Below are 19,374 nucleotides of genomic sequence, written 5' to 3'. Positions count from 1 at the left end.
CTTCAACGATTATCGGCGGCAAATGTGGAAAAGATCGCTTTGTGCGCCGTTTGTTCCGCATCGCGCGTGGCGGTTTGCGATCCAAAACCCTACATTGGGTTTTAATCCAAATGACAATCAGAAACGGCCCGCACCTTGAGCGACGATAACGATATTATCGACACCCCGAATCCATCCCCGATGGGCGATTACGAACGCATCGACATCGTCGACGAGATGAAGACCAGCTACCTCGATTACGCGATGAGCGTGATCGTGGCTCGCGCCCTGCCCGATGTCCGCGACGGGCTGAAACCGGTGCACCGCCGTATTCTCTACGCCAGTCAGGAAGGCGGCTTTGTTGCCGGTCGTCCTTACCGCAAGAGTGCGAAGATCGTCGGCGACGTGATGGGTAACTATCACCCGCACGGCGATTCCGCGATTTACGATGCTCTTGCGCGGATGACGCAAGATTGGTCGCTGCGGGTGCCGCTGATCGATGGTCAGGGGAACTTCGGTTCGATGGACCCGGATCCGCCCGCGTCCATGCGTTATACCGAAGCCCGTCTTGCCCGCGTCGCGAACACGCTGCTGGAGGATCTCGACAAAGATACGGTCGATTTCGCCGAAAACTACGATAATAGCAGGCAGGAGCCGACGGTTCTCCCGGCGCGCTTCCCTAATCTGCTGGTCAATGGCGCAGGCGGCATTGCGGTCGGCATGGCGACCAATGTACCCCCGCATAATCTTGGCGAGGTGATCGATGGCTGTCTCGCATTTATCGAAGATCCTGCGATCACCACCGAACAATTGTTCGAGATTATCCCGGGTCCAGATTTCCCGACCGCCCCGCTGATCCTGGGGTCGAGCGGTGCGAAAGCCGCCTATACCACCGGGCGCGGATCGATCCTGATGCGGTGCCGTCACAAGATCGAGGAGAAGCGCGGAGATCGCCAGTCGATCGTCTTGACCTCTATCCCGTTCCAAGTGGGCAAGTCCGGCCTCGTCGAAAAGATCGCCGATGCCGCCAAGGAAAAGCGGATCGAAGGCATTTCGGACATCCGCGACGAAAGCTCGCGCGAGGGCGTACGCGTCGTCGTGGATCTGAAACGCGATGCTTCGCCCGAAGTCGTGCTCAACCAGATATGGCGCTACACCCCGGCACAATCGAGCTTCCCGGCAAACATGCTCGCCATTCGAGGTGGTCGCCCGGAGACGCTTTCGCTGCGCGATATTATTCAAAGCTTTATCGCATTCCGCGAAGAGGTCATCACGCGCCGGACCAAGTTCGAGCTGAACAAGGCGCGCGAACGGGCGCATCTCTTGCTCGGTCTGGTGGTTGCAGTATCCAATCTCGACGAAGTAGTCGCGATGATCCGTGGTGCATCCAATCCGGCCGAAGCCCGCGCCAAGCTGCTCGCGAAGCAATGGCCGATAGGCAATATCGCGCAATATATCAGGCTGGTCGAAGCCATCGAGCCTAATGCCGAGGAAGCCGGCGGGACCTACACCTTGTCCGAACGGCAGGTGAAGGCCATCCTTGAACTGCGTCTCCACCGGCTCACCGCGCTCGGGCGCGACGAGATCGGTGATGAGCTGAAAGAGCTCGCAGTGGAAATCGAGGAATTGCTCTCGATCCTAGGGGACCGCGTGAAGCTGTATGGGCTGATGCGCGGCGAGCTTGAGGAAATCAAGGCCACCTATGCAACGCCGCGTGTGTCGGAGATCGCACCTGCGTGGGACGGCCTGGAAGATGAAGACCTGATTGAACGGGACGACATGGTCGTCACCGTGACCCTCGATGGGTATATCAAGCGGACGCCGCTCTCGACGTTTCGCGCGCAGAATCGCGGCGGAAAAGGCCGTGCTGGCATGTCGACGAAGGACGCCGATGCAATTTCGGAAATGTTCGTCACCTCGACGCACAATCCGGTACTGTTCTTCTCGACGGCAGGTAAGGTCTACCGGATCAAAGTCTGGAAGCTGCCAGAAGGTGGCCCGACCACCCGCGGACGGCCAATCGTCAACATGCTGCCCGCGCTCGATGATGGCGAGACAATTCGAACCGTCCTTCCTCTGCCCGAAGATGAGGACGAATGGGGCGCGCTCTCGGTCGTGTTCGCCACGGCGAAAGGCAACACCCGTCGCAACAGCATGGACTCCTTCACGAACATCCCGTCGAATGGCAAGTTCGCGATGAAGTTCGACGACGACAGCGACGATCAGCTCATTGGTGTTCGTCTTGTCGCGGCTGGCGACGATGTGCTGCTCGCATCGCGTCAGGGCAAGGCGATCCGTTTCGCAGCCGAAGACGTGCGAGAGTTCACATCTCGCACATCGACAGGCGTCCGCGGTATGAAGCTGGCCGAGGGAGATGAAGTCGTCTCGCTATCCACTCTCGGCGCGACCGGCACCACGCCGGACGAACGTGAGCAATATCTCAAATTCGCGCCGTGGAAGGGCGAGAAGGAAGGCGAGCCAGACCTCGCCCCCGAGCGATACGAAACGCTCAAGGAGAAGGAACAGTTCATCCTCACCGTCTGCTCGAACGGGTACGGCAAGGTTTCCAGCGCATACGAATATCGCCGCATCGGACGCGGTGGTCAGGGTCTTATCAACATCGACAACATCGCCCGCAACGGACCGGTCGTCGCGAGCTTTCCGGTCACGACTGGCGATCAATTGATGCTCGTGACCGATCAGGCCAAGCTGATCCGTATCGGTCTTGAGAGCCTACGCGTAATCGGACGCAACTCCGCAGGCGTGCGCTTGTTCGATGTCGGCAAGGGCGAAACCATCGTTAGTGCGGTGAAGATCGACGAAACCGAAGAGCCCGAGAATGAGGCCGAAGAGTTGATCGCCGAGGAAATGGTCGAGCGGCGCGGTGGCGGCGATGAAACCACGCCCGACACGACCGCGCATTCGGACAAGAACATTGATGGTGAACAGGAAGAGTAAATTCCGGCGCAGAGCTTCCCGTTGCTACCTCGCGGGGAGCTCGCCGCGCAATGTCTGTACCACCCCCGTCGCGATCATCAGCTGGCCGGCATAATAGAGCGGCCAGACCAACATGTCTGGCAAGACGCCAAGATCGAGAGATCCCAATCGGCTGAAGATGAGCCAGTCGCTGATGACGAACAAGACAGCGCCCAGCCCCACCCGATAGCGAGGGAAACGGCTCATCCACGCGGCTGCCGCCATCGCGCCAAGTCCTGCGGCATACACCGCGATCATCGCATCGCCGCTGAGTGCATATGAAATTGCGGGCACCCCTACGAAAAGGCTCAGCGCGAGCAGTTTCTGGCTTGGGGTGGTCTTTTTCCGGCGATTGCGCAGGTAAAGGACGATCGCGGTCAGATGCGAAGCAAAGAAAAGCACCCCGCCCGCCTCGAACGACAGCTCCAGCACGGTGTCAGCTGCGGCGGATAAAGCGAGCGCCAGTACCAGAATCCCGCCATCGAGGCCCTTTGTCCGTTTGAATGCATAGGCCGCGAGCAGCCCAACCCCTGCACCCTTCAACAGAAACAGCCACAATTCGCCGATCGAGTTGTTCCAGAGGAAGTAGTAGGCGCACGCAGCGACCACACTGGCGAGCAGCCAGGGCCGGTGTTCGATCAATGCACGTTTGGACATCCCACTTCCCTCATTGCCTGATGACTTGCCCAATTTGGCTTGCGGTGCGGCTACCACGCAATTACCTCGCGCTCCATGAGCAACTCCAAAACTACCCACGATGTTCACATCATCGGTGGCGGTCTCGCAGGATCCGAAGCTGCCTGGCAGCTTGCACGTCGCGGTGTGAAGGTTCGCCTTTCCGAGATGCGGGGCAGTGGAGAGATGACGCCTGCTCATCAAACGGATGGCCTGGCTGAACTCGTCTGCTCGAATTCGTTTCGTTCTGATGACGACACAAAGAATGCGGTCGGACTGCTCCATCACGAAATGCGCGAGCTCGACAGCATCGTAATGCGCGCCGGCGAAACCGCCCGCGTCCCCGCTGGCAGCGCGATGGCGGTTGACCGGGACGTCTTCAGCGCTGAGGTCGAAAAAACACTGTCGGAACATCCCAACATCACCGTCGTACGCGAGAGAGTTGATGCCTTACCCGGTGCAGGTCTGACCATCGTCGCAACCGGTCCTCTGACGGCACAGGCGCTCGCTCAAAGCATTGTCGGCGCGACGGGCGAAGAGCGGCTCGCCTTTTTCGATGCCATTGCACCCATCATTCATCGCGACAGCATCGACATGTCGAAATGCTGGATCCAGTCGCGTTGGAACAAGCGTACCGAAGCGTCAAACGAGGACGGCGACTACATCAATTGCCCGATGACGAAAGAGCAGTACCTTGCATTTCACCAAGGTCTGATCGACGCCGAGAAGACCGATTTCAAGGAATGGGAAAAGGACACGCCCTATTTCGACGGATGCATGCCGATCGAAGTCATGGCATTGCGCGGCGTCGAAACCCTGCGCTATGGCCCGATGAAAGGTGTCGGGCTCGATAATCCGTACGACACGAATGAGGAACACCCACAGGGCCGCTGGCCGTATGCGGTCGTGCAGCTTCGCCAGGATAACAAGCTTGGTACGCTGTGGAACATGGTCGGGTTTCAGACCAAGATGAAGTATGGCGCGCAGGTCGAACTTTTCCGCACAATACCGGGTCTGGAGAATGCCGAATTTGCGCGCTTGGGCGGCCTGCACCGGAACACTTTCCTCAACTCGCCGCAGGTGCTCGACCGCCAGCTTCGCTTGAAAGCCGCGCCGCATATCCGTTTTGCCGGACAGGTCACCGGTTGCGAGGGATACGTGGAAAGCGCGGCTATCGGGCTTGTTGCCGGAATCATGGCCGCTGATCAGCTGGCAGGGCGAGATTGGAAGCCCCTGCCCGCCACGACCGCTCTCGGCGCTTTGCTGAGCCACATTACCGGCGATGCGGACGCCGCGACGTTCCAGCCGATGAACGTCAATTTTGGATTGTTCCCGCCTCTTCATGACGTGAAGAAAAAAGAGCGCAAGGAGGCGTACACCTCGCGCGCAAAAGACGACCTGAAGATTTGGCTCGCTGGGTCGGCCGAGACGGTTCCGGCCTGATCTCAACAGCGGCAGCCAGGCCGTTTCGGTTTCGGTTTTGGCGCGCTGGCAGCGAACTCTCCCTGGGATAGTTCCGCATCGCCATCCGTATCCATTTCATCGAAGCGGGTGACGGTGGTCACGGCCCACTCCTCAAAAGTCAGCAGATTGTTGCCGTCGGTATCGAGTTTACGGAACCCGTCAGACCTGCTGGAAAGCATCTCATTGCGGGTAATCTTGCGATCACGATTGCGGTCGTAGCGGAAGAAACGCTTTTCTTCGCGGGTCAGCTCGCTGGCTTCGGGCGGCGAAGGGCCCTCCATCTTGCCGGGATCGGTGATCGGCAGGATTTCGGGCGATGGCCCGAGTTCTTCGGCAATCGGCGGAGGCGGCGCGTTCGCTTCGACCTTGGCCGTCCCTTGCCACCAGAATAACCCGACCCCTGCAAATATCAGTCCGAGAAAAACACCAAGTATCGTCTGGCGCACAAACCCCTCCGCTCTTTCGATTATCGAGTGATAACACGGAATTACGAGCCGAAGATACCCGCTCTGAGCGCGGTGAGCGAAGCGCCTCTTCCCTCCATCAGCGGCCGCCCGCCTGACTTTAGAGCGCGCATAGCGAGCGCATCCAGCACCGCCAGCCCCCGAAGGTTACGCGGCAATCCACCGCCGCGTCGGGTATCCAGGGCGGTTTTGACGATTTCAGCCCGTTCTGCCTCGTCGGACACTTGGCTGGCGGCGTCGGCTAACGCCCAGCGGATACCGGCCCGCTCCACAACATCACGATCTTCTCGGGATGGACTGTCGATGACGCTCAAAAACGCGCGCGATCGTCCCCGGGCATATTTCGACAACTGATCGCCTGTGAGCATATCTGCCACGATCAGCACCTCCCAGCCGTCGATCACATCGGTGAGCGCTGGCTCATTGCCTAAGTAATGTTCGCCAATGGCATCGAGCACTGCATCGCCTGCTGGCCGTTCCGAGGCCGGTTTCGCGAGCATATCGCGCCACCACGCCAGCCGCATCTGTCCGAGCATCGGCTCGGTCGTTCCAGATGCAATTCGCGCGAGCCGTTGATCCAAGGCGAAATAGGTATGCATCGCGGCCCGCACAGCGGCAGGCGTATATGCCAATGCGAGTCTTAACTCGTCAGGTAGAGGTTCATCCATATCCGCCATGGTGGCACCGCTCAGGCAACGAATTGCAGCCATCTGTCAACACGGATCGATGCGGGTAATGCGTTCGATAACTAAAAAAACCGACCATTAACCCATCGCTAACCATGTGGCTCAACGGACTGAATACCACGCCTGCTCTATTGCGATGCGATGCATCGAGGTTTGCATTGATTTTACGAGGTTTCGTATGGGCAAGTTCCGCAACTTTCTTACCAGACTGCGCGATAATCGCAGCGGCAATGCGCTGATCATGGTCGCGACCGGAATGCCGGTTCTGATCGGCAGCGCTGGCTTCGCGATCGATACGGCGCAGTGGTATATGTGGAAGCGAGAGCTGCAATATGCGGTCGATCAGGCGGCCTATGCCGGCGCTTTCGCGCGCTCAAACCCCGACGTCGCAAACACATATCAATCGCGGGCGCAGCAGGAATACGACGCAAACGTCGACAAAGTCGATAGTTTCGACACGGTGCCCCAGATTAGGTTAGCTGACTATGCCGGCGGCACGGACAATAGTGTAGTTGTTACTTCGACGGCTTCGAAGCGGCTTCCATTCAGCAGCTTCATCACCAATGGCACAGTCGCGACGATTCGCGTAACCGCCCAGGCCAGTTTCGCAGCTGGCGGCCAATACAATGCCTGCGTTATCTCGCTCAGGGAGGATGGCACCGGCACAGCGATCGGCGGCAGCGCGACGGTTAACGCACAGTGCGGGCTCGCCGCGCTTTCCTGCGACGATAACGCAATTGTTATCGACGGGTCAGCCACGGTGAACACGGATTCCATCGCTGCTTGCGGCACGATTGATGCGGCAAATAACGAGGCCGTATCAACCGAGGGCGTCCAAGGCCTGTTCGACGCTTACAAAGAACTTACTCCGCCGGATGATCCCACGCCGCAAACGTACAAGTGCAGTGGTAAGGGAAAGAACAAGCAGGCTTCATTGCAGCCAGGCACCTATTCAGACTTGACGGTGCAGTGCCGCACAACCCTCGCTACCGGTGTGTATGTTATCGACGGGGGCACGCTGGATCTCGCCGCGAATTACGATGTCACGGGTACTCGAGTGATGTTCGTTCTCAAGAACGGAGCGACCATCAAGCTCGGCGGTAACGGCAACGGAAATTCCATCAATCTCACGCCGATGCAGTCGGGTGATTTTGCGGGTACTCCGTACGCTTCGCAGGCGGATGAGCTGTCAGACATTCTCGTCTTTGAACATCGAGACAACAATGCGAGCCAGGTTCATCAGTTCAACGGGAACTCGAACTCTTTGATCGAAGGTTTGATCTACCTCCCAGATGGAGATCTGCGGGTTAACGGCACGGCTGACGTCGCTGCCCAATGCCTGCAGATTTCCGCTTACACCATCGATGTTCGCGGGGGTGCGTTTCTTGAAACCCTGTGCCCCGTTGAGGACGCGACTGAAGTCGGCAACACCACGGCCGACGTAAGATTGGTGGCATGATCATGATCGCACGCATCGCAAATATCGCTCGCGACGTCCGGGGTTCGATGGCAATCGAGACGGCATTTGTTGCGCCAATGCTCGTGATGATGACCCTCGGCATATTCGAGGTCGGAACCGTTGTCGCTCGCCAGCATGAGCTGCAGTCGGCTGCGAACGAAGCGGAAATCATCGTATTGGCAACCAACAGAGGCGCTACGGTCGAACTGTCGGAGATCGAGAACATCCTGAAGAATTCAGTTGGTGTTACGGGCGAATCGCTGACTGTCGAACGGGAATTCCGCTGCGGGATGGCCAATGGCAAAATCAAGGTCAGATCCAATTGCCCCGCAAGCGGCGTCACTTCGGAATATATCCTCGTGTCCCTGACCGACACTTACACTCCAACATGGACTTCGTTTGGTATCGGACAGCCTATCACCTTCTCCGTAGACCGTTCGGTGCAGATATCATGATCGGGAACATCAGAGCGAATTTCCGGGCGCGGTTGCGCAGAATCAAGTGCGACAGCGCCGGAGCTACGGCTGTCGAATTCGGGCTTCTTGCACCGATATTTTTTCTGATGCTGCTCGGGGTGATCCAGACCGGCGTGTATCTGCAGAATTATAACGCGGTCCAGTCGCTTGCTTCCGATGGCGCGCGATATGTCATGATTGAATATCAAAAGAACAACGCACTGACAGATGAACAAATCCGGTCTGTGCTTTTGGGTGAGGCTGTGAATGCGCCTTACCTTCTTGATACGGATAGGCTGAACATCACGGTCGATCGTACGGGTACGAGCCGCCTGTCAGGTGCGACCGAAATCGACATTACGCTCGATTATACTCTGAACGATTTCGTACCTATCGACATGCCGGGCACGACAATCAATTACTCGCGCCCGGTATGGGTCGTCCCGCCTCCCGCAACGGGAACCTAACACAAAGTCTTGTAAAAGTGGGCCGCGGCATCGCGTTACGCGGCCCACTTTACAATTGTTGGGGTACTCAGTCGGCGTAACAAACCTTTTTCGCCGCCGCGACGATGCGCGGAGCATCGATTAGCGCCAGCTTTTCAAGATTGGCCGCATAGGGCAGCGGCACGTCTTCGTTGCAGACCCGCAAGACCGGCGCATCGAGATCATCAAAGCCTTCCTCCATGCAGATGGCGATAATTTCGCTCGCTATTGAGCAAGTCGGCCAGCCCTCCTCGGCAATGACCAAACGATTGGTTTTTGCCAGACTGGTTAGCACTGCCTGCTTGTCTAGTGGACGAAGGGTGCGCAGGTCGATCACTTCTGCGTCGATACCCTCGCCCGCCAATGTCTCCGCCGCTTCGAGTGCGAAGCCGACGCCGATCGAATAGCTTACAATGGTCACGTCGCTGCCTTCGCGCATTGTCCTAGCCTTGCCGATAGGCAGGACGTGATCCTCGAGATCGGGTACGTCGAAGCTCTTGCCATAAACGAGCTCGTTTTCGAGGAAGACGACCGGATCTTCAGACCGGATGGCTGCTTTCATCAGGCCTTTCGCATCGGCGCTGTCATAAGGCGCGATGACGATCAGGCCTGGGACGCTGGCATACCAAGGACCGTAATTCTGACTATGCTGAGCGCCGACGCGGCTCGCCGCTCCGTTGGGTCCGCGGAACACGACCGGGCAGCGCATCTGGCCGCCACTCATGTAGTTCGTCTTGGCCGCAGAGTTCACTATATGGTCGATCGCCTGCATCGCGAAATTGAACGTCATGAATTCCACGATCGGGCGAAGGCCGCCCATCGCAGCGCCCGTCCCGACCCCAGCAAATCCATATTCGGTAATCGGCGTGTCGATTACGCGCTTGGGCCCGAATTCATCGAGCAGACCTTGCGTGACCTTGTAGGCGCCCTGATACTCGGCAACTTCCTCTCCCATCACGAAGACCCGGCCATCGCGCCGCATCTCCTCAGCCATGCCGTCGCGCAAAGCTTCGCGCACCGTGGTGCTAGTGAAGCTGGTGCCTTCCGGAATGTCGGGATCGGATTCTGGTCCGCTCTTAGGCTTTTCCGGAGCGCTCGCGCCGCCGGGCTCGTCGCGGCCTTCGTCCTTCCCTTCACCCGGGACGGGATCGGCAGCAGGCGGAGTTGGTGCGGGACTGGCGGATGCATCGCCTTCCCCTTCGAGATGCGCGATGACCGTGCCAACCGCGACATCCTCGGTCCCCTCATTGATGAGAATCTTGGAAAGCACGCCCTCGTCGATGGCCTCGAATTCCATCGTGGCCTTGTCGGTTTCAATCTCGGCAATGATGTCGCCAGGCTCGATCGGGTCGCCTTCAGACTTGAGCCACTTGGCAAGCGTGCCCTGCTCCATAGTCGGTGACAGTGCCGGCATCTTGAGTTCAATAGCCATCGATCAATACTCCTCCACCAGGACATCGGTGTAGAGTTCATCGGCAGCGGGTTCGGGCGAATTCTCTGCAAAATCAGCGGATTCAGCCACGATCTTGCGAATATCCTTATCGATCGCTTTCAATTCTTCCTCGGTCTTGCCAGTCGCGATCAGAGCCTTCTTCAGCCGCTCGATCGGGTCGTGATGATCGCGTTGGTCCTGCACCTCTTCGCGAGTGCGATATTTGGCGGGATCGGACATTGAGTGGCCGCGGTAACGATATGTGTTGAGCTCCATCAACACGGGGCCTTTGCCCTCACGAACATGCTTGAACGCAACTTCGGCAGCGGCACGCACTTCAAGTACGTCCATACCATTCACGTCCATACCTGGAATGCGGAAAGCCGTGCCTCTGCGGTGAAAGCGCGTTTCAGCTGAAGAGCGCTTCGTCGCGGTGCCCATCGCATACTGGTTGTCTTCGACCACAAACACGATCGGCAGGTTCCAGAGGGCCGCCATGTTGAACGTCTCGTAGACCTGGCCCTGGTTAGCCGCGCCGTCTCCGAAATATGCGAGACACAGCCCGCCATCCTCGTTGTACTGATGCGCAAGCGCGAGCCCGCCGCCGAGCGCGACCTGCGCACCGACAATGCCGTGGCCGCCGTAAAATTTGTGCTCGGTGCTGAACATGTGCATCGAGCCGCCCTTACCCTTCGAAATTCCGGCTTCGCGGCCCGTCAGCTCGGCCATGATGACCTTCGGATCGATGCCGTAGGCGAGCATGTGCCCATGATCGCGGTAACCCGTGATCACGCTGTCCTTGTCACCGTCGAGCGCGCTTTGCAGTCCGATAGCGACCGCTTCTTGACCGATATACAGGTGGCAAAAGCCGCCGATCAGGCCGAGGCCGTAGAGCTGGCCTGCCTTCTCCTCGAACCGTCGGATCAGCAACATCTGCCGATAGAACTCCATCATCTGATCGGTGTCAGCATCGAAGCTTTTGTTCGCATCGAATTCCTCCTGCAAGGAATGCAGAGCGAAATCGGGATCGTCCGATGCAAGGGCCGCGTTCGCCTGTTTTTTCGCTGCGGGCTTTTTCGCTGCGGGCTTTTTCGCTGCGGATTTTGCGGGCGATTTCTTGGATGCAGGCTGTTTCGCCAAGGTGTATTATCCTCTCGTAAACGGACGCGCCAAAGGGGGAGGAGAGCGCGCTGGAATTCCCAATGCCCCTATAGTCAGGACTATCGGCGAGACGCAACGTAAAGCGCGGCTTTTCAGAATGTCAGTACAGAATAAGGGAAACGACAAGCAGCCGATGCGGCGGCTTTATTCGTCCTCGACCGTGATCATTACCTCATCGGCATGCAGCACGCCCAGATTTTTGCGCACGAGCTCGCTCGCCAGATCAGGATCGGCTGACTCGGGATTGAGCAGGTTCACCCGGTTGCGCAGCGCGTCGCGCTTTTCCGTAAGTTCTACAACCTGGGCGCTTCGCTGTTCGAGCGCCTGAACATTCTCGCTCCAGGCAAGCAGACCGGTCGGCCCGGCAATCGCAAATCCGGTCAGGGCAAGCAGCGCCATGAGCGCAAGGCCCTGCCGCAACTGTTCCCGTGGTGGTCTGCGCATTTCCCGTTCCCCAATACAAACCGCACAGAATCATAGTTAACCCGTCGCATCAAGTCGAAACGTGATGTGCCGGTGGATTTTCTTGCTGTGTTGCTGCTTCGGAACGATCCCCACCTGTTTCACGTTGATGCGGGAAAAGCGAGGGAACCACGAAAATCATGCTCAGCACGCTAATGGATCAGTTGAACGAGATGGGCACCGAATTGGTGCGCACTCTGCCGAGCATCGGCATCGCAATCATCATAATTATCGTCACCGCAATCGTTGCAGGCTTCACGGTCAAGATCGCGGACGGATTGATCGGCAAGACCGACCTGCGTCCCTCGCTGCGAAATCTTATTGAAACCCTTGTGAAGCTGGGAACATGGATCATCGGGTTGCTGATTGCGGCAATCGTGGTCTTCCCCGGACTGACGGTCGGAAGCCTTATCGCAGGGCTCGGCATCGGAGCTGTCGCGATCGGCTTCGCCTTTCAGGATATTTTCGAAAACTTCCTTGCCGGAGTTCTCATCATGATTCGTGAGAAAATGCGGATCGGCGACGTGATCGAGTGCGAAGGAATGATCGGCAAGGTCGAGCATATCACGCTACGCGAAACGCATATCCGCGCGCTCTCCGGCGAATTGACCGTCGTACCCAATTCCATCCTGTTCAAGAATCCGGTCGAGATCCTCACCGACAAGGATCAGCGCCGACACGATGTCGTGATTGGCGTTTCGTACGACACTGACCTCGACGAGGCCTCGGAAGTCATTCGCAAGGCCGTATCCGCGGTGGATGAAGTCGATACCGAGAAAGGCCTCGATATCTTTGCGCAGGAATTCAACTCCTCCTCGGTCGATTTCCTTGTGCGCTGGTGGTCGGGCTCCACACCTCGCAATGGCTGGGAGAGCAAGGACAAGGTCGTGCGCGCAATCAAGCGCGGGCTGGACGATGCCGGCATCGAAATCCCCTTCCCGTACGTCACGCACACCTTCAAGGAGCGCGTGCCCATGGGCCAGGATCCGGGCGAGCCCAGCACGGGCGGCTGATTCCGGAAAAGCCAATGCGAACGGACGGTGGCCGATAGGTTTTTTCGTGCTACTCAACTCCCGAGAAGGAGATGAGAATCATGAAAGTCCTGTCTTATGACCCCGCCCGCTTCGCTGCGATCCCCGATTACGATTTCGCTGAGAACTGGACCGACATCGACCTTGGCAATGGGCATTCGGGCCGGATGCATTACATCGACGAAGGGCCCGAGGACGCCCCTCCGGTCCTCCTTTTCCATGGCGAACCGAGCTGGAGCTTTCTTTACCGAAAGATGATCCCCGTTCTGCTGGACGCAGGATTTCGCTGCCTCGCGCCGGATCTCATCGGCTTTGGCAAGAGCGACAAGCCCGATGATATCGGGTTCTACAGTTATGACCGTCACATCAGCTGGCTGAAACAATGGCGTGATGCTGTGGTGCCTCAGCCTGCCGCTCTGTTCTGCCAGGATTGGGGCGGGTTGCTTGGCCTGCGCATGGTGGGCGAGGAGCCAGACAAATTCACCTGCGTCGTGGCCAGCAACACCTTTCTGCCGACCGGCGGCACGCCCTCACCTGCATTCCTCGCCTGGCGACACTTCGCCAAAACCTCGCCTGAATTCCAGATCGGCGAACTGCTCCAGCGCGCCACAGCGACCGAGCGATCGCCGGAAGAAATTGCTGCTTATGATGCGCCGTTTCCCGATGAGCCGAGCAAAGCGGGTGCTCGTGCGTTCCCTGCCCTCGTCCCGGTCGAAGACGGCATGGACGGCATCGAGCAGAACAAGGCCGCTTGGGAAGGGCTGTCGGGCTTCGACAAGCCGTTTCTGACGCTGTTCGGTGAGGATGATCCCGTCACAGGGGGCCTGGCCCAGCCACTCATCGACCGGATCAAGGGCGCCGAGGGAATGCCGCACGCAATGCTCTCGACCTGCGGCCATTTCTGTCAGGAAGACCGGCCAAAGGAATTAGCGCAGGGCGTGATCGATACGGCGCGAAAGGCCGGCTTCCTCGTTTGAGCGAAGCCGCCGCCACGACCACCGCGCCGATTTATCTCAGCCGGGCGCAGGAATATGCGCTGACGGTGACCGTCGCTGTGGTTACGGCCAACGCATATTACATCCATCCGATCATCGGCGAGGTTGCACGCGATTTCGGCGTCAGCGAAGCGCAGATCGGGATTGTCCCCGCGCTCAATCAATTGGCGCTCGCAGTGGGAATCCTGCTGCTATTGCCGCTCGGCGATCGTTATTCGAACAAGCGACTGTGTATCGCCTTTGTCGCTTTGCAGGCCCTTTTCATGCTCGGGATGGCGCTGGCAAACGGTTTCGCGGCGTTCACGCTTGCCTCCACTTTGCTCGGTTTCGTGACCATCGCGCCGTACCTGATCCCTGCTTTCGCTTCGAAAAGGGTTGCGCCTGAACGGCTGGGCCAGGTGACCGCCTTGCTGACCGCCGGAGTGATCTTCGGCATTCTCGTCGCGCGTGTCGGTGCCGGCGTAGTTGCGGAACAATTCGGATGGAGGACGGTCTATTGGTGCGCCTTCGCGCTCATTGCAGGGGTCACACTGTTTCTACCTGTGACGCTGCGCACCGATGCGACTGCGAGCAAGCAGCCACGTTCGAATTATCTGGAGCTTATCCGCTCGGTATTCATCCTGGCGGCGCACCACCGTGACATGATGTTGTCCGGACTGATCCAGGGTCTGAATTTCGCAGCTTTTACCGCGACGTGGCTCGCCCTTGCCCTTTACCTCACAGGCCCGGAATTGGGTTACGGCGTGGACACGGTTGGCTATCTGGCGGGAATTGCTGCGCTCAGCATCTTCTCGACGCCCCGGCTCGGCAAATGGGCTGATAGGGTGGGTGCGCGGCGAGCGCGGGTGATTTGCGCAATTGTACAATTGACCGGCGTCTCGTTGTTCTACCCGCTCGGGCTCAACGTCTGGACGCTTTTGCTGCCGCTCGTCATCGTGAACCTCGTCGGCCCGACAATCGATGTAACCGGCAGGATGACATTCCTGTCGCTCGAGCCCGAAATCCGCACGCGACTCACGACGAGTTATATCGTGATGATGTTCATCGGCGGCGCCTTGGGAAGCATCCTTGGAACGTCCGTCTACGACCTCGCCGGATGGGCAGGCACTTGCATGCTATTGCTGGCAATATCGGGACTGATTGTAATCCTGTCCGTTATTGCGGAGCGGCTGTGGCAGAGCTCTCCTGCTCAAGCTGTCCAGTCTTAATCCAGGAATAATGGTGACCCCGGCGTGATTCGAACACGCGGCCCCCAGATTAGGAATCTGGTGCTCTATCCGGCTGAGCTACGGGGTCGCCGAGACGCCAATAGCACCGGCAAGTTTCAAATCAATTGAGTTTGTCAGGCGGAGCGACAGGGAATGGTAGCGGTGCGACGGGTACGCCCTCTTCGGCCAGAGCTTTCGCCTCTTCAAGCGTTGCCTGACCGTGGATCGGGGTTTCGTCGCGCTCTCCGTAGTGCATTTCGCGGGATTGCTCGGCGAATTTCTCACCCACAAACGTGCTGTTTTTCAGCGCCTTCTCCTGCGCTTTTGCCAAGACCTCCATGGCTTTCTTAACTTCTGCGGGCATCGGCGAGTTCGACACCGGTTTCGGTTCCCCCTGCCTGACGGGTAGCTGTTCGACCGGGCGCGCATTACTTTTGGCCGGTACGGCAGGCGCCATCGGTGCCTTTCCAATAGTCTCGCTGCCGCATTCCGGGCAATTGACCAACCCGCTGGCTTGCTGGTCCTCGTAATCGGAGGACGAACCGAACCATCCTTCGAAGCGATGGCCGAGGTCACAGTGGAGGTCGTAGACGATCATGATGGGCCCTAGTTGGGTATTTCGCGCTTGTTGGCAAGGCTGGGAAGTTGCAGGCGAACCTCCTCGATCCGACCCAGATCGATATCGCAAAACGCCAGGCCTGGCTGCTGACCGCCCATGTCGAGCAGCACTTCGCCCCAAGGATCGACCACGAGGCTGTGACCGAAGGTCTTGCGGCCATCGTCATGCTCTCCCACTTGCGCGGCTGCGATGACGAAGGCGCTCGCTTCGATTGCGCGGGCGCGCAACAAGACGTGCCAATGCGCCGCGCCAGTCGGCCGCGTGAAAGCGGCGGGAACTGCAATGCTATCGCACTTCACCTTGCCCAAGGCTTCGAATAGTGCCGGAAACCTCAGGTCGTAGCAGATCGTGAAACCTAGCCTGCCAAGGGGCGTGTCGGCTTCGGACCGCACGAACACGCCCGGTGCGTAGGCGGCACTCTCACGCCAGCTTTCACCGGTCGACAGCTCGACGTCGAACATGTGCATCTTGTCGTAAAGAACCGGATCGCGGCCGTTTGCGAAGAAATAGTGCGAGCGGTTCACCCACCTACCATTGGGCAGAGCGACGGGCATCGAGCCAAGAGCGAGATCGGTCTGCCCGCGGGTCGCCAATACAGCAAGGCGGCGCTGATATCCCGAATAAGTCTCGCTGGAGATTGTTTCAGCAGCTCGTTGCCGGTCGCGATCGAGGAGCAACGACATTTCCGGGGTGAACAGGACGTCCGCCCCGCCCGCCTGCGCCTCGGCCATGGCCTGATCGATCACCTCGAAATTCGCCTCGGGATCGATCCCCGAAGTCATCTGCAGGACGGCAATTTTAGGCACGCGCCCTCTTATCCCGCCAGCAATGCGTCGAGTTTTCCTTCGCGCTCCAGAGCAGCAAGATCATCCGAGCCACCGATATGAGTGTCGCCGATGAATATCTGAGGCACAGTCGTTGCCCCCGGCGCCCGTTCCCGCATCTCGTCGCGCTTCGGCCCGCCCATCGTGATATCGTATTCGTTGAACTCCACTCCCTTCGATGAAAGCAGGCGTTTCGCCCGCACGCAGAAGGGGCAGGTAAACTTGCTGTAGATATCGATTTTCGGTGTGCTCATCGGGTGCTTAAAACCTCTTGAAAGGTGTGCTGGCAAACCCAAATAGAGGTTGTCGCGGCGTTTCGCCAGTCTTGGGAGACAGCAACCGCGACAAACCCGCAGGCGCTGCAGCACGCAGGTCTGCAAACATGTTCAGATTGCTCAAAAAAGAGGATTTGTAGATTATGTCACGTCTTGATTTTACTCCCTACCGCCGCAGCACCGTTGGCTTCGATCGCCTGTTCGATCTGCTTGAAAGCCAGGCGCGCACGAATTCGGGCGACAATTATCCGCCTTTCAACATCGCGCGCAGCGGCGAAGACAATTACCGCATCACATTGGCAGTGGCCGGTTTCCGTCCGCAGGATATCGACATCACCGCGCAGCAAAACCTGCTCGTCGTTCAGGGCAAGAAGCGCGACGACGTAGATGAAGGCGGCGAGCTGCTTCACGTTGGCATCGCGAACCGCGGTTTCGAGCGCCGTTTCGAATTAGCCGATTTCGTTCGTGTCGAAAGCGCCGACCTTGCTGACGGACTTCTGACCATCGATCTGGTGCGCGAAGTGCCTGATGCAATGAAGCCGAAAAAGATCGCCGTGAATGGTGCGACCACCCTCACCGCCGTACCGGACAGTTCCGGCGAGACGGACGAAAAGGTAAAAGGCGCTGCCTGATAGGTTGCAGTCCGGCCTCGTCCGACACACGAACTTTAGACAAAAATATGGGGGCGGATCGCAATGATCCGCCCCCGCGACCGTCAGGCCGCCTCGTCACGATGCTCACCGTCCGGGTCGCAGAAGACGGTCAACTTCGGTTCGAGCTCAATCTCGTGGTGACAGATCGATCCTGTGGCTGGTGATCGCCCCTGATACGATATCTGCCGGCCCCTAGCTTGGCAGTTAAACCAGGCGGAAAGCCCGAGTAATTTTCTTGTGATGACCCTTTTATGACCGCACGGGTAGTGCGCATTTGCACCTGCGTGCAAGCGTAAACTTACACGCTTGTAAGAACGCGACAGAAGGAATAAGCCTCGGAAAACCGTCAGTTTTCCCGGTAAATGAAAATTTACGTTTTGAAACAGTACCTTGTCAAAGTCGTGCTTTGATTTGGCGCGATAAATCGAGATTAAACCAATCTGGAATGAGCGAGTGCCGCTTCGATGAAACCCGCAAACAGCGGGTGCGGATCGAACGGTCGGGACTTCAATTCCGGATGAAACTGCACGCCAACAAACCATGGGTGGTCGGGGCGCTCGACAATCTCGGGCAGCAAACCGTCCGGAGACATCCCGGAAAAGACGAGACCCTGTTGCTGAAGCGGATCGATATATTTCGAGTTCACCTCGTACCGGTGTCGATGGCGTTCCGAAATCTCGCTGGATCCGCCATAAATCTGCGCGACGTGGCTGTTGGCGCTGAGATTGGCGTCATAGGCGCCCAGACGCATTGTGCCGCCAAGATCGCCACCCTCTTCGCGCTGCTCCAGTCCCTCATCGCTCATCCACTCGGTGATGATCCCCACCACCGGTTCATGAGTCTCGCCAAATTCCGTCGATGAGGCATCCTCGAAACCGGCCGACCGCGCCCCTTCAATGCAGGCCATCTGCATGCCCAGACAGATGCCGAAGAAAGGGACCTTGCGTTCCCTGGCGAAACGAACGCTGGCAATCTTTCCTTCGCTGCCACGCTCTCCGAATCCGCCTGGGACGAGAATACCGTGCAGCGGTTCAAGCTCGGCGATGATTTCGCTCTCGTCGCCTTCGAACAATTCGGCGTCGATCCACTTGATGTTCACTTTCGCACGATTGGCGAGTCCACCATGGACGAGCGCTTCATTGAGACTCTTATACGCATCGGGAAGGCCGACATATTTGCCGACCACGCCGATCGTAACTTCGCCTTCGGGATTGAAGTACCTGTCGGTTACGTCGTTCCACGCAGAAAGATCGGGATCCGGGGCATCGGTGATCCCGAAACCGCGCAGCACTTCTGCGTCCAGGCCCTCTTCATGATATTGGAGCGGGACCGAATAGATCGACGGCGCGTCGAGAGCGGGGATCACGGCTTCTTTGCGGACATTACAGAAATTCGCGATCTTCTGGCGTTCGCCATCGGGAATTGGGTGCTCGGCTCGGCAAAGGAGTACGTCGGGCTTGATCCCGAGGCTCGCAAGTTCGCGCACCGAATGCTGTGTCGGCTTGGTCTTAAGCTCTCCCGCAGCAGCGATATACGGTACCAGGGTCACGTGCACGCTAAGCGTTTGCATCGGTTCGAGCTCGTTGCGGAGCTGCCGAATCGCTTCCATGAATGGCAGCGATTCGATGTCGCCCACGGTTCCACCGATTTCGCACAGGATGAAATCGTGATCGTCCTGGTCGGCGAGTGCGAATTCCTTGATAGCGTCGGTGACGTGCGGGATGACCTGCACGGTAGCGCCAAGATAATCGCCGCGACGTTCCTTGGCGATTATGTCGCGATAGACGCGGCCAGAGGTAATGTTGTCGCTCTGGCGCGCGGAAACGCCCGTAAACCGTTCGTAATGCCCCAGGTCGAGATCCGTTTCGGCGCCGTCATCTGTGACGTAGACTTCGCCGTGCTGATACGGGCTCATCGTGCCCGGGTCGACATTGAGATAGGGGTCGAATTTCCGGATACGGACCTTGTACCCACGCGCTTGAAGGAGGGCAGCCAGACTAGCTGCCATGAGACCTTTGCCGAGCGAGGAAACCACGCCGCCGGTTATAAATATGTACCGCGCCATGGGAGC

Annotated in this window: 19 protein-coding genes and 1 tRNA gene; 9 read left to right on the top strand and 11 right to left on the bottom strand. The window is 58.3% G+C overall.

Annotation, left to right across the window (positions count from 1 at the left end):
* Window positions 1-180 precede the first annotated feature (180 nt).
* Window positions 181-2,937, top strand: a complete 2,757-nt coding sequence (gene gyrA / locus KCG45_RS12640) for a DNA gyrase subunit A (RefSeq protein ID WP_439648928.1) — start codon at window positions 181-183, stop codon at window positions 2,935-2,937.
* Window positions 2,938-2,961: 24 nt separating this feature from the next.
* Here gyrA and KCG45_RS12635 read toward each other — a convergent pair whose 3' ends face one another.
* Entirely contained in the window at window positions 2,962-3,612 is a 651-nt protein-coding gene (locus KCG45_RS12635) for a lysoplasmalogenase family protein (RefSeq protein ID WP_218317548.1), read from the bottom strand.
* A 75-nt stretch (window positions 3,613-3,687) separates the two neighbouring features.
* On the opposite strand from KCG45_RS12635, the gene trmFO reads away from it, so the two are divergent.
* Window positions 3,688-5,073 (top strand): methylenetetrahydrofolate--tRNA-(uracil(54)-C(5))-methyltransferase (FADH(2)-oxidizing) TrmFO, encoded by a 1,386-nt coding sequence (gene trmFO / locus KCG45_RS12630; RefSeq protein WP_218317547.1) that lies wholly within the window; start codon window positions 3,688-3,690, stop codon window positions 5,071-5,073.
* Window positions 5,074-5,075: 2 nt separating this feature from the next.
* On the opposite strand, the gene KCG45_RS12625 is transcribed toward trmFO, so the two are convergent.
* Both KCG45_RS12625 and KCG45_RS12620 read right to left on the bottom strand, forming a co-directional pair.
* A complete protein-coding gene (locus tag KCG45_RS12625; protein ID WP_218317546.1) occupies window positions 5,076-5,540 on the bottom strand; it encodes an EF-hand domain-containing protein in 465 nt (154 codons plus the stop codon).
* Window positions 5,541-5,581: 41 nt separating this feature from the next.
* On the bottom strand, window positions 5,582-6,226 hold the full coding sequence (locus KCG45_RS12620; protein ID WP_218317545.1) for a squalene/phytoene synthase family protein: 645 nt from the start codon (window positions 6,224-6,226) through the stop codon (window positions 5,582-5,584).
* A gap of 196 nt (window positions 6,227-6,422) precedes the next feature.
* Between KCG45_RS12620 and KCG45_RS12615 the strand changes: the two genes are divergently transcribed.
* Genes KCG45_RS12615 through KCG45_RS12605 form a run of 3 tightly spaced genes read left to right on the top strand, consistent with a single transcriptional unit; the run spans window position 6,423 to window position 8,625 of the window.
* On the top strand, window positions 6,423-7,703 hold the full coding sequence (locus KCG45_RS12615) for a pilus assembly protein TadG-related protein (RefSeq protein WP_218317544.1): 1,281 nt from the start codon (window positions 6,423-6,425) through the stop codon (window positions 7,701-7,703).
* Window positions 7,700-8,158 (top strand): TadE/TadG family type IV pilus assembly protein, encoded by a 459-nt coding sequence (locus KCG45_RS12610; RefSeq protein ID WP_218317543.1) that lies wholly within the window; start codon window positions 7,700-7,702, stop codon window positions 8,156-8,158. The genes KCG45_RS12615 and KCG45_RS12610 overlap by 4 nt, the downstream gene beginning before the upstream one ends.
* Window positions 8,155-8,625, top strand: a complete 471-nt coding sequence (locus KCG45_RS12605; protein ID WP_218317542.1) for a TadE/TadG family type IV pilus assembly protein — start codon at window positions 8,155-8,157, stop codon at window positions 8,623-8,625. The genes KCG45_RS12610 and KCG45_RS12605 overlap by 4 nt, the downstream gene beginning before the upstream one ends.
* Before the next feature lie 67 nt (window positions 8,626-8,692).
* On the opposite strand, the gene KCG45_RS12600 is transcribed toward KCG45_RS12605, so the two are convergent.
* The 3 genes from KCG45_RS12600 to KCG45_RS12590 all read right to left on the bottom strand — a co-directional run bounded on the left by KCG45_RS12600 (window position 8,693) and on the right by KCG45_RS12590 (window position 11,680).
* Window positions 8,693-10,075 (bottom strand): pyruvate dehydrogenase complex E1 component subunit beta, encoded by a 1,383-nt coding sequence (locus KCG45_RS12600; protein WP_218317541.1) that lies wholly within the window; start codon window positions 10,073-10,075, stop codon window positions 8,693-8,695.
* A gap of 3 nt (window positions 10,076-10,078) precedes the next feature.
* Window positions 10,079-11,215 (bottom strand): pyruvate dehydrogenase (acetyl-transferring) E1 component subunit alpha, encoded by a 1,137-nt coding sequence (pdhA, locus tag KCG45_RS12595; RefSeq protein WP_218317540.1) that lies wholly within the window; start codon window positions 11,213-11,215, stop codon window positions 10,079-10,081.
* Between the two features lie 165 nt (window positions 11,216-11,380).
* Entirely contained in the window at window positions 11,381-11,680 is a 300-nt protein-coding gene (locus tag KCG45_RS12590) for an FtsB family cell division protein (protein ID WP_218317539.1), read from the bottom strand.
* Window positions 11,681-11,838: 158 nt separating this feature from the next.
* Between KCG45_RS12590 and KCG45_RS12585 the strand changes: the two genes are divergently transcribed.
* The 3 genes from KCG45_RS12585 to KCG45_RS12575 all read left to right on the top strand — a co-directional run bounded on the left by KCG45_RS12585 (window position 11,839) and on the right by KCG45_RS12575 (window position 14,932).
* Window positions 11,839-12,711, top strand: a complete 873-nt coding sequence (locus tag KCG45_RS12585; RefSeq protein ID WP_255548168.1) for a mechanosensitive ion channel family protein — start codon at window positions 11,839-11,841, stop codon at window positions 12,709-12,711.
* A gap of 80 nt (window positions 12,712-12,791) precedes the next feature.
* Window positions 12,792-13,706, top strand: coding sequence for a haloalkane dehalogenase (locus KCG45_RS12580; RefSeq protein ID WP_218317538.1), 915 nt, complete (start codon window positions 12,792-12,794; stop codon window positions 13,704-13,706).
* On the top strand, window positions 13,703-14,932 hold the full coding sequence (locus KCG45_RS12575) for an MFS transporter (protein ID WP_255548167.1): 1,230 nt from the start codon (window positions 13,703-13,705) through the stop codon (window positions 14,930-14,932). The genes KCG45_RS12580 and KCG45_RS12575 overlap by 4 nt, the downstream gene beginning before the upstream one ends.
* Before the next feature lie 11 nt (window positions 14,933-14,943).
* On the opposite strand, the gene KCG45_RS12570 is transcribed toward KCG45_RS12575, so the two are convergent.
* From KCG45_RS12570 to grxC, 4 genes are all read right to left on the bottom strand, one after another.
* Window positions 14,944-15,020: transfer RNA gene (locus KCG45_RS12570), tRNA-Arg, on the bottom strand.
* 33 nt (window positions 15,021-15,053) lie between these two features.
* A complete protein-coding gene (locus KCG45_RS12565) occupies window positions 15,054-15,530 on the bottom strand; it encodes a DUF1178 family protein (protein WP_218317537.1) in 477 nt (158 codons plus the stop codon).
* 8 nt (window positions 15,531-15,538) lie between these two features.
* Window positions 15,539-16,357 carry a carbon-nitrogen hydrolase family protein gene (locus KCG45_RS12560; RefSeq protein ID WP_218317536.1) on the bottom strand — a complete coding sequence of 273 codons (819 nt, stop codon included), beginning with the start codon at window positions 16,355-16,357 and terminating at the stop codon, window positions 15,539-15,541.
* 8 nt (window positions 16,358-16,365) lie between these two features.
* Window positions 16,366-16,629: a glutaredoxin 3 gene (gene grxC / locus KCG45_RS12555; protein WP_218317535.1), complete on the bottom strand. Its 264-nt coding sequence runs from the start codon at window positions 16,627-16,629 to the stop codon at window positions 16,366-16,368.
* 164 nt (window positions 16,630-16,793) lie between these two features.
* On the opposite strand from grxC, the gene KCG45_RS12550 reads away from it, so the two are divergent.
* Complete coding sequence (locus KCG45_RS12550) at window positions 16,794-17,282, top strand: Hsp20 family protein (RefSeq protein WP_218317534.1); 489 nt, start codon at window positions 16,794-16,796, stop codon at window positions 17,280-17,282.
* 451 nt (window positions 17,283-17,733) lie between these two features.
* Here KCG45_RS12550 and pyrG read toward each other — a convergent pair whose 3' ends face one another.
* A complete protein-coding gene (gene pyrG, locus KCG45_RS12545) occupies window positions 17,734-19,368 on the bottom strand; it encodes a CTP synthase (protein WP_218317533.1) in 1,635 nt (544 codons plus the stop codon).
* Between the last annotated feature and the right edge of the window lie 6 nt (window positions 19,369-19,374).

It is taken from the genome of Erythrobacter ani, assembly GCF_019204025.1.
GTDB lineage: Bacteria > Pseudomonadota > Alphaproteobacteria > Sphingomonadales > Sphingomonadaceae > Erythrobacter > Erythrobacter ani.
The sequence above is the reverse complement of the archived record's forward strand: the minus strand, read 5'-3'. Positions and strand labels throughout refer to the sequence as shown.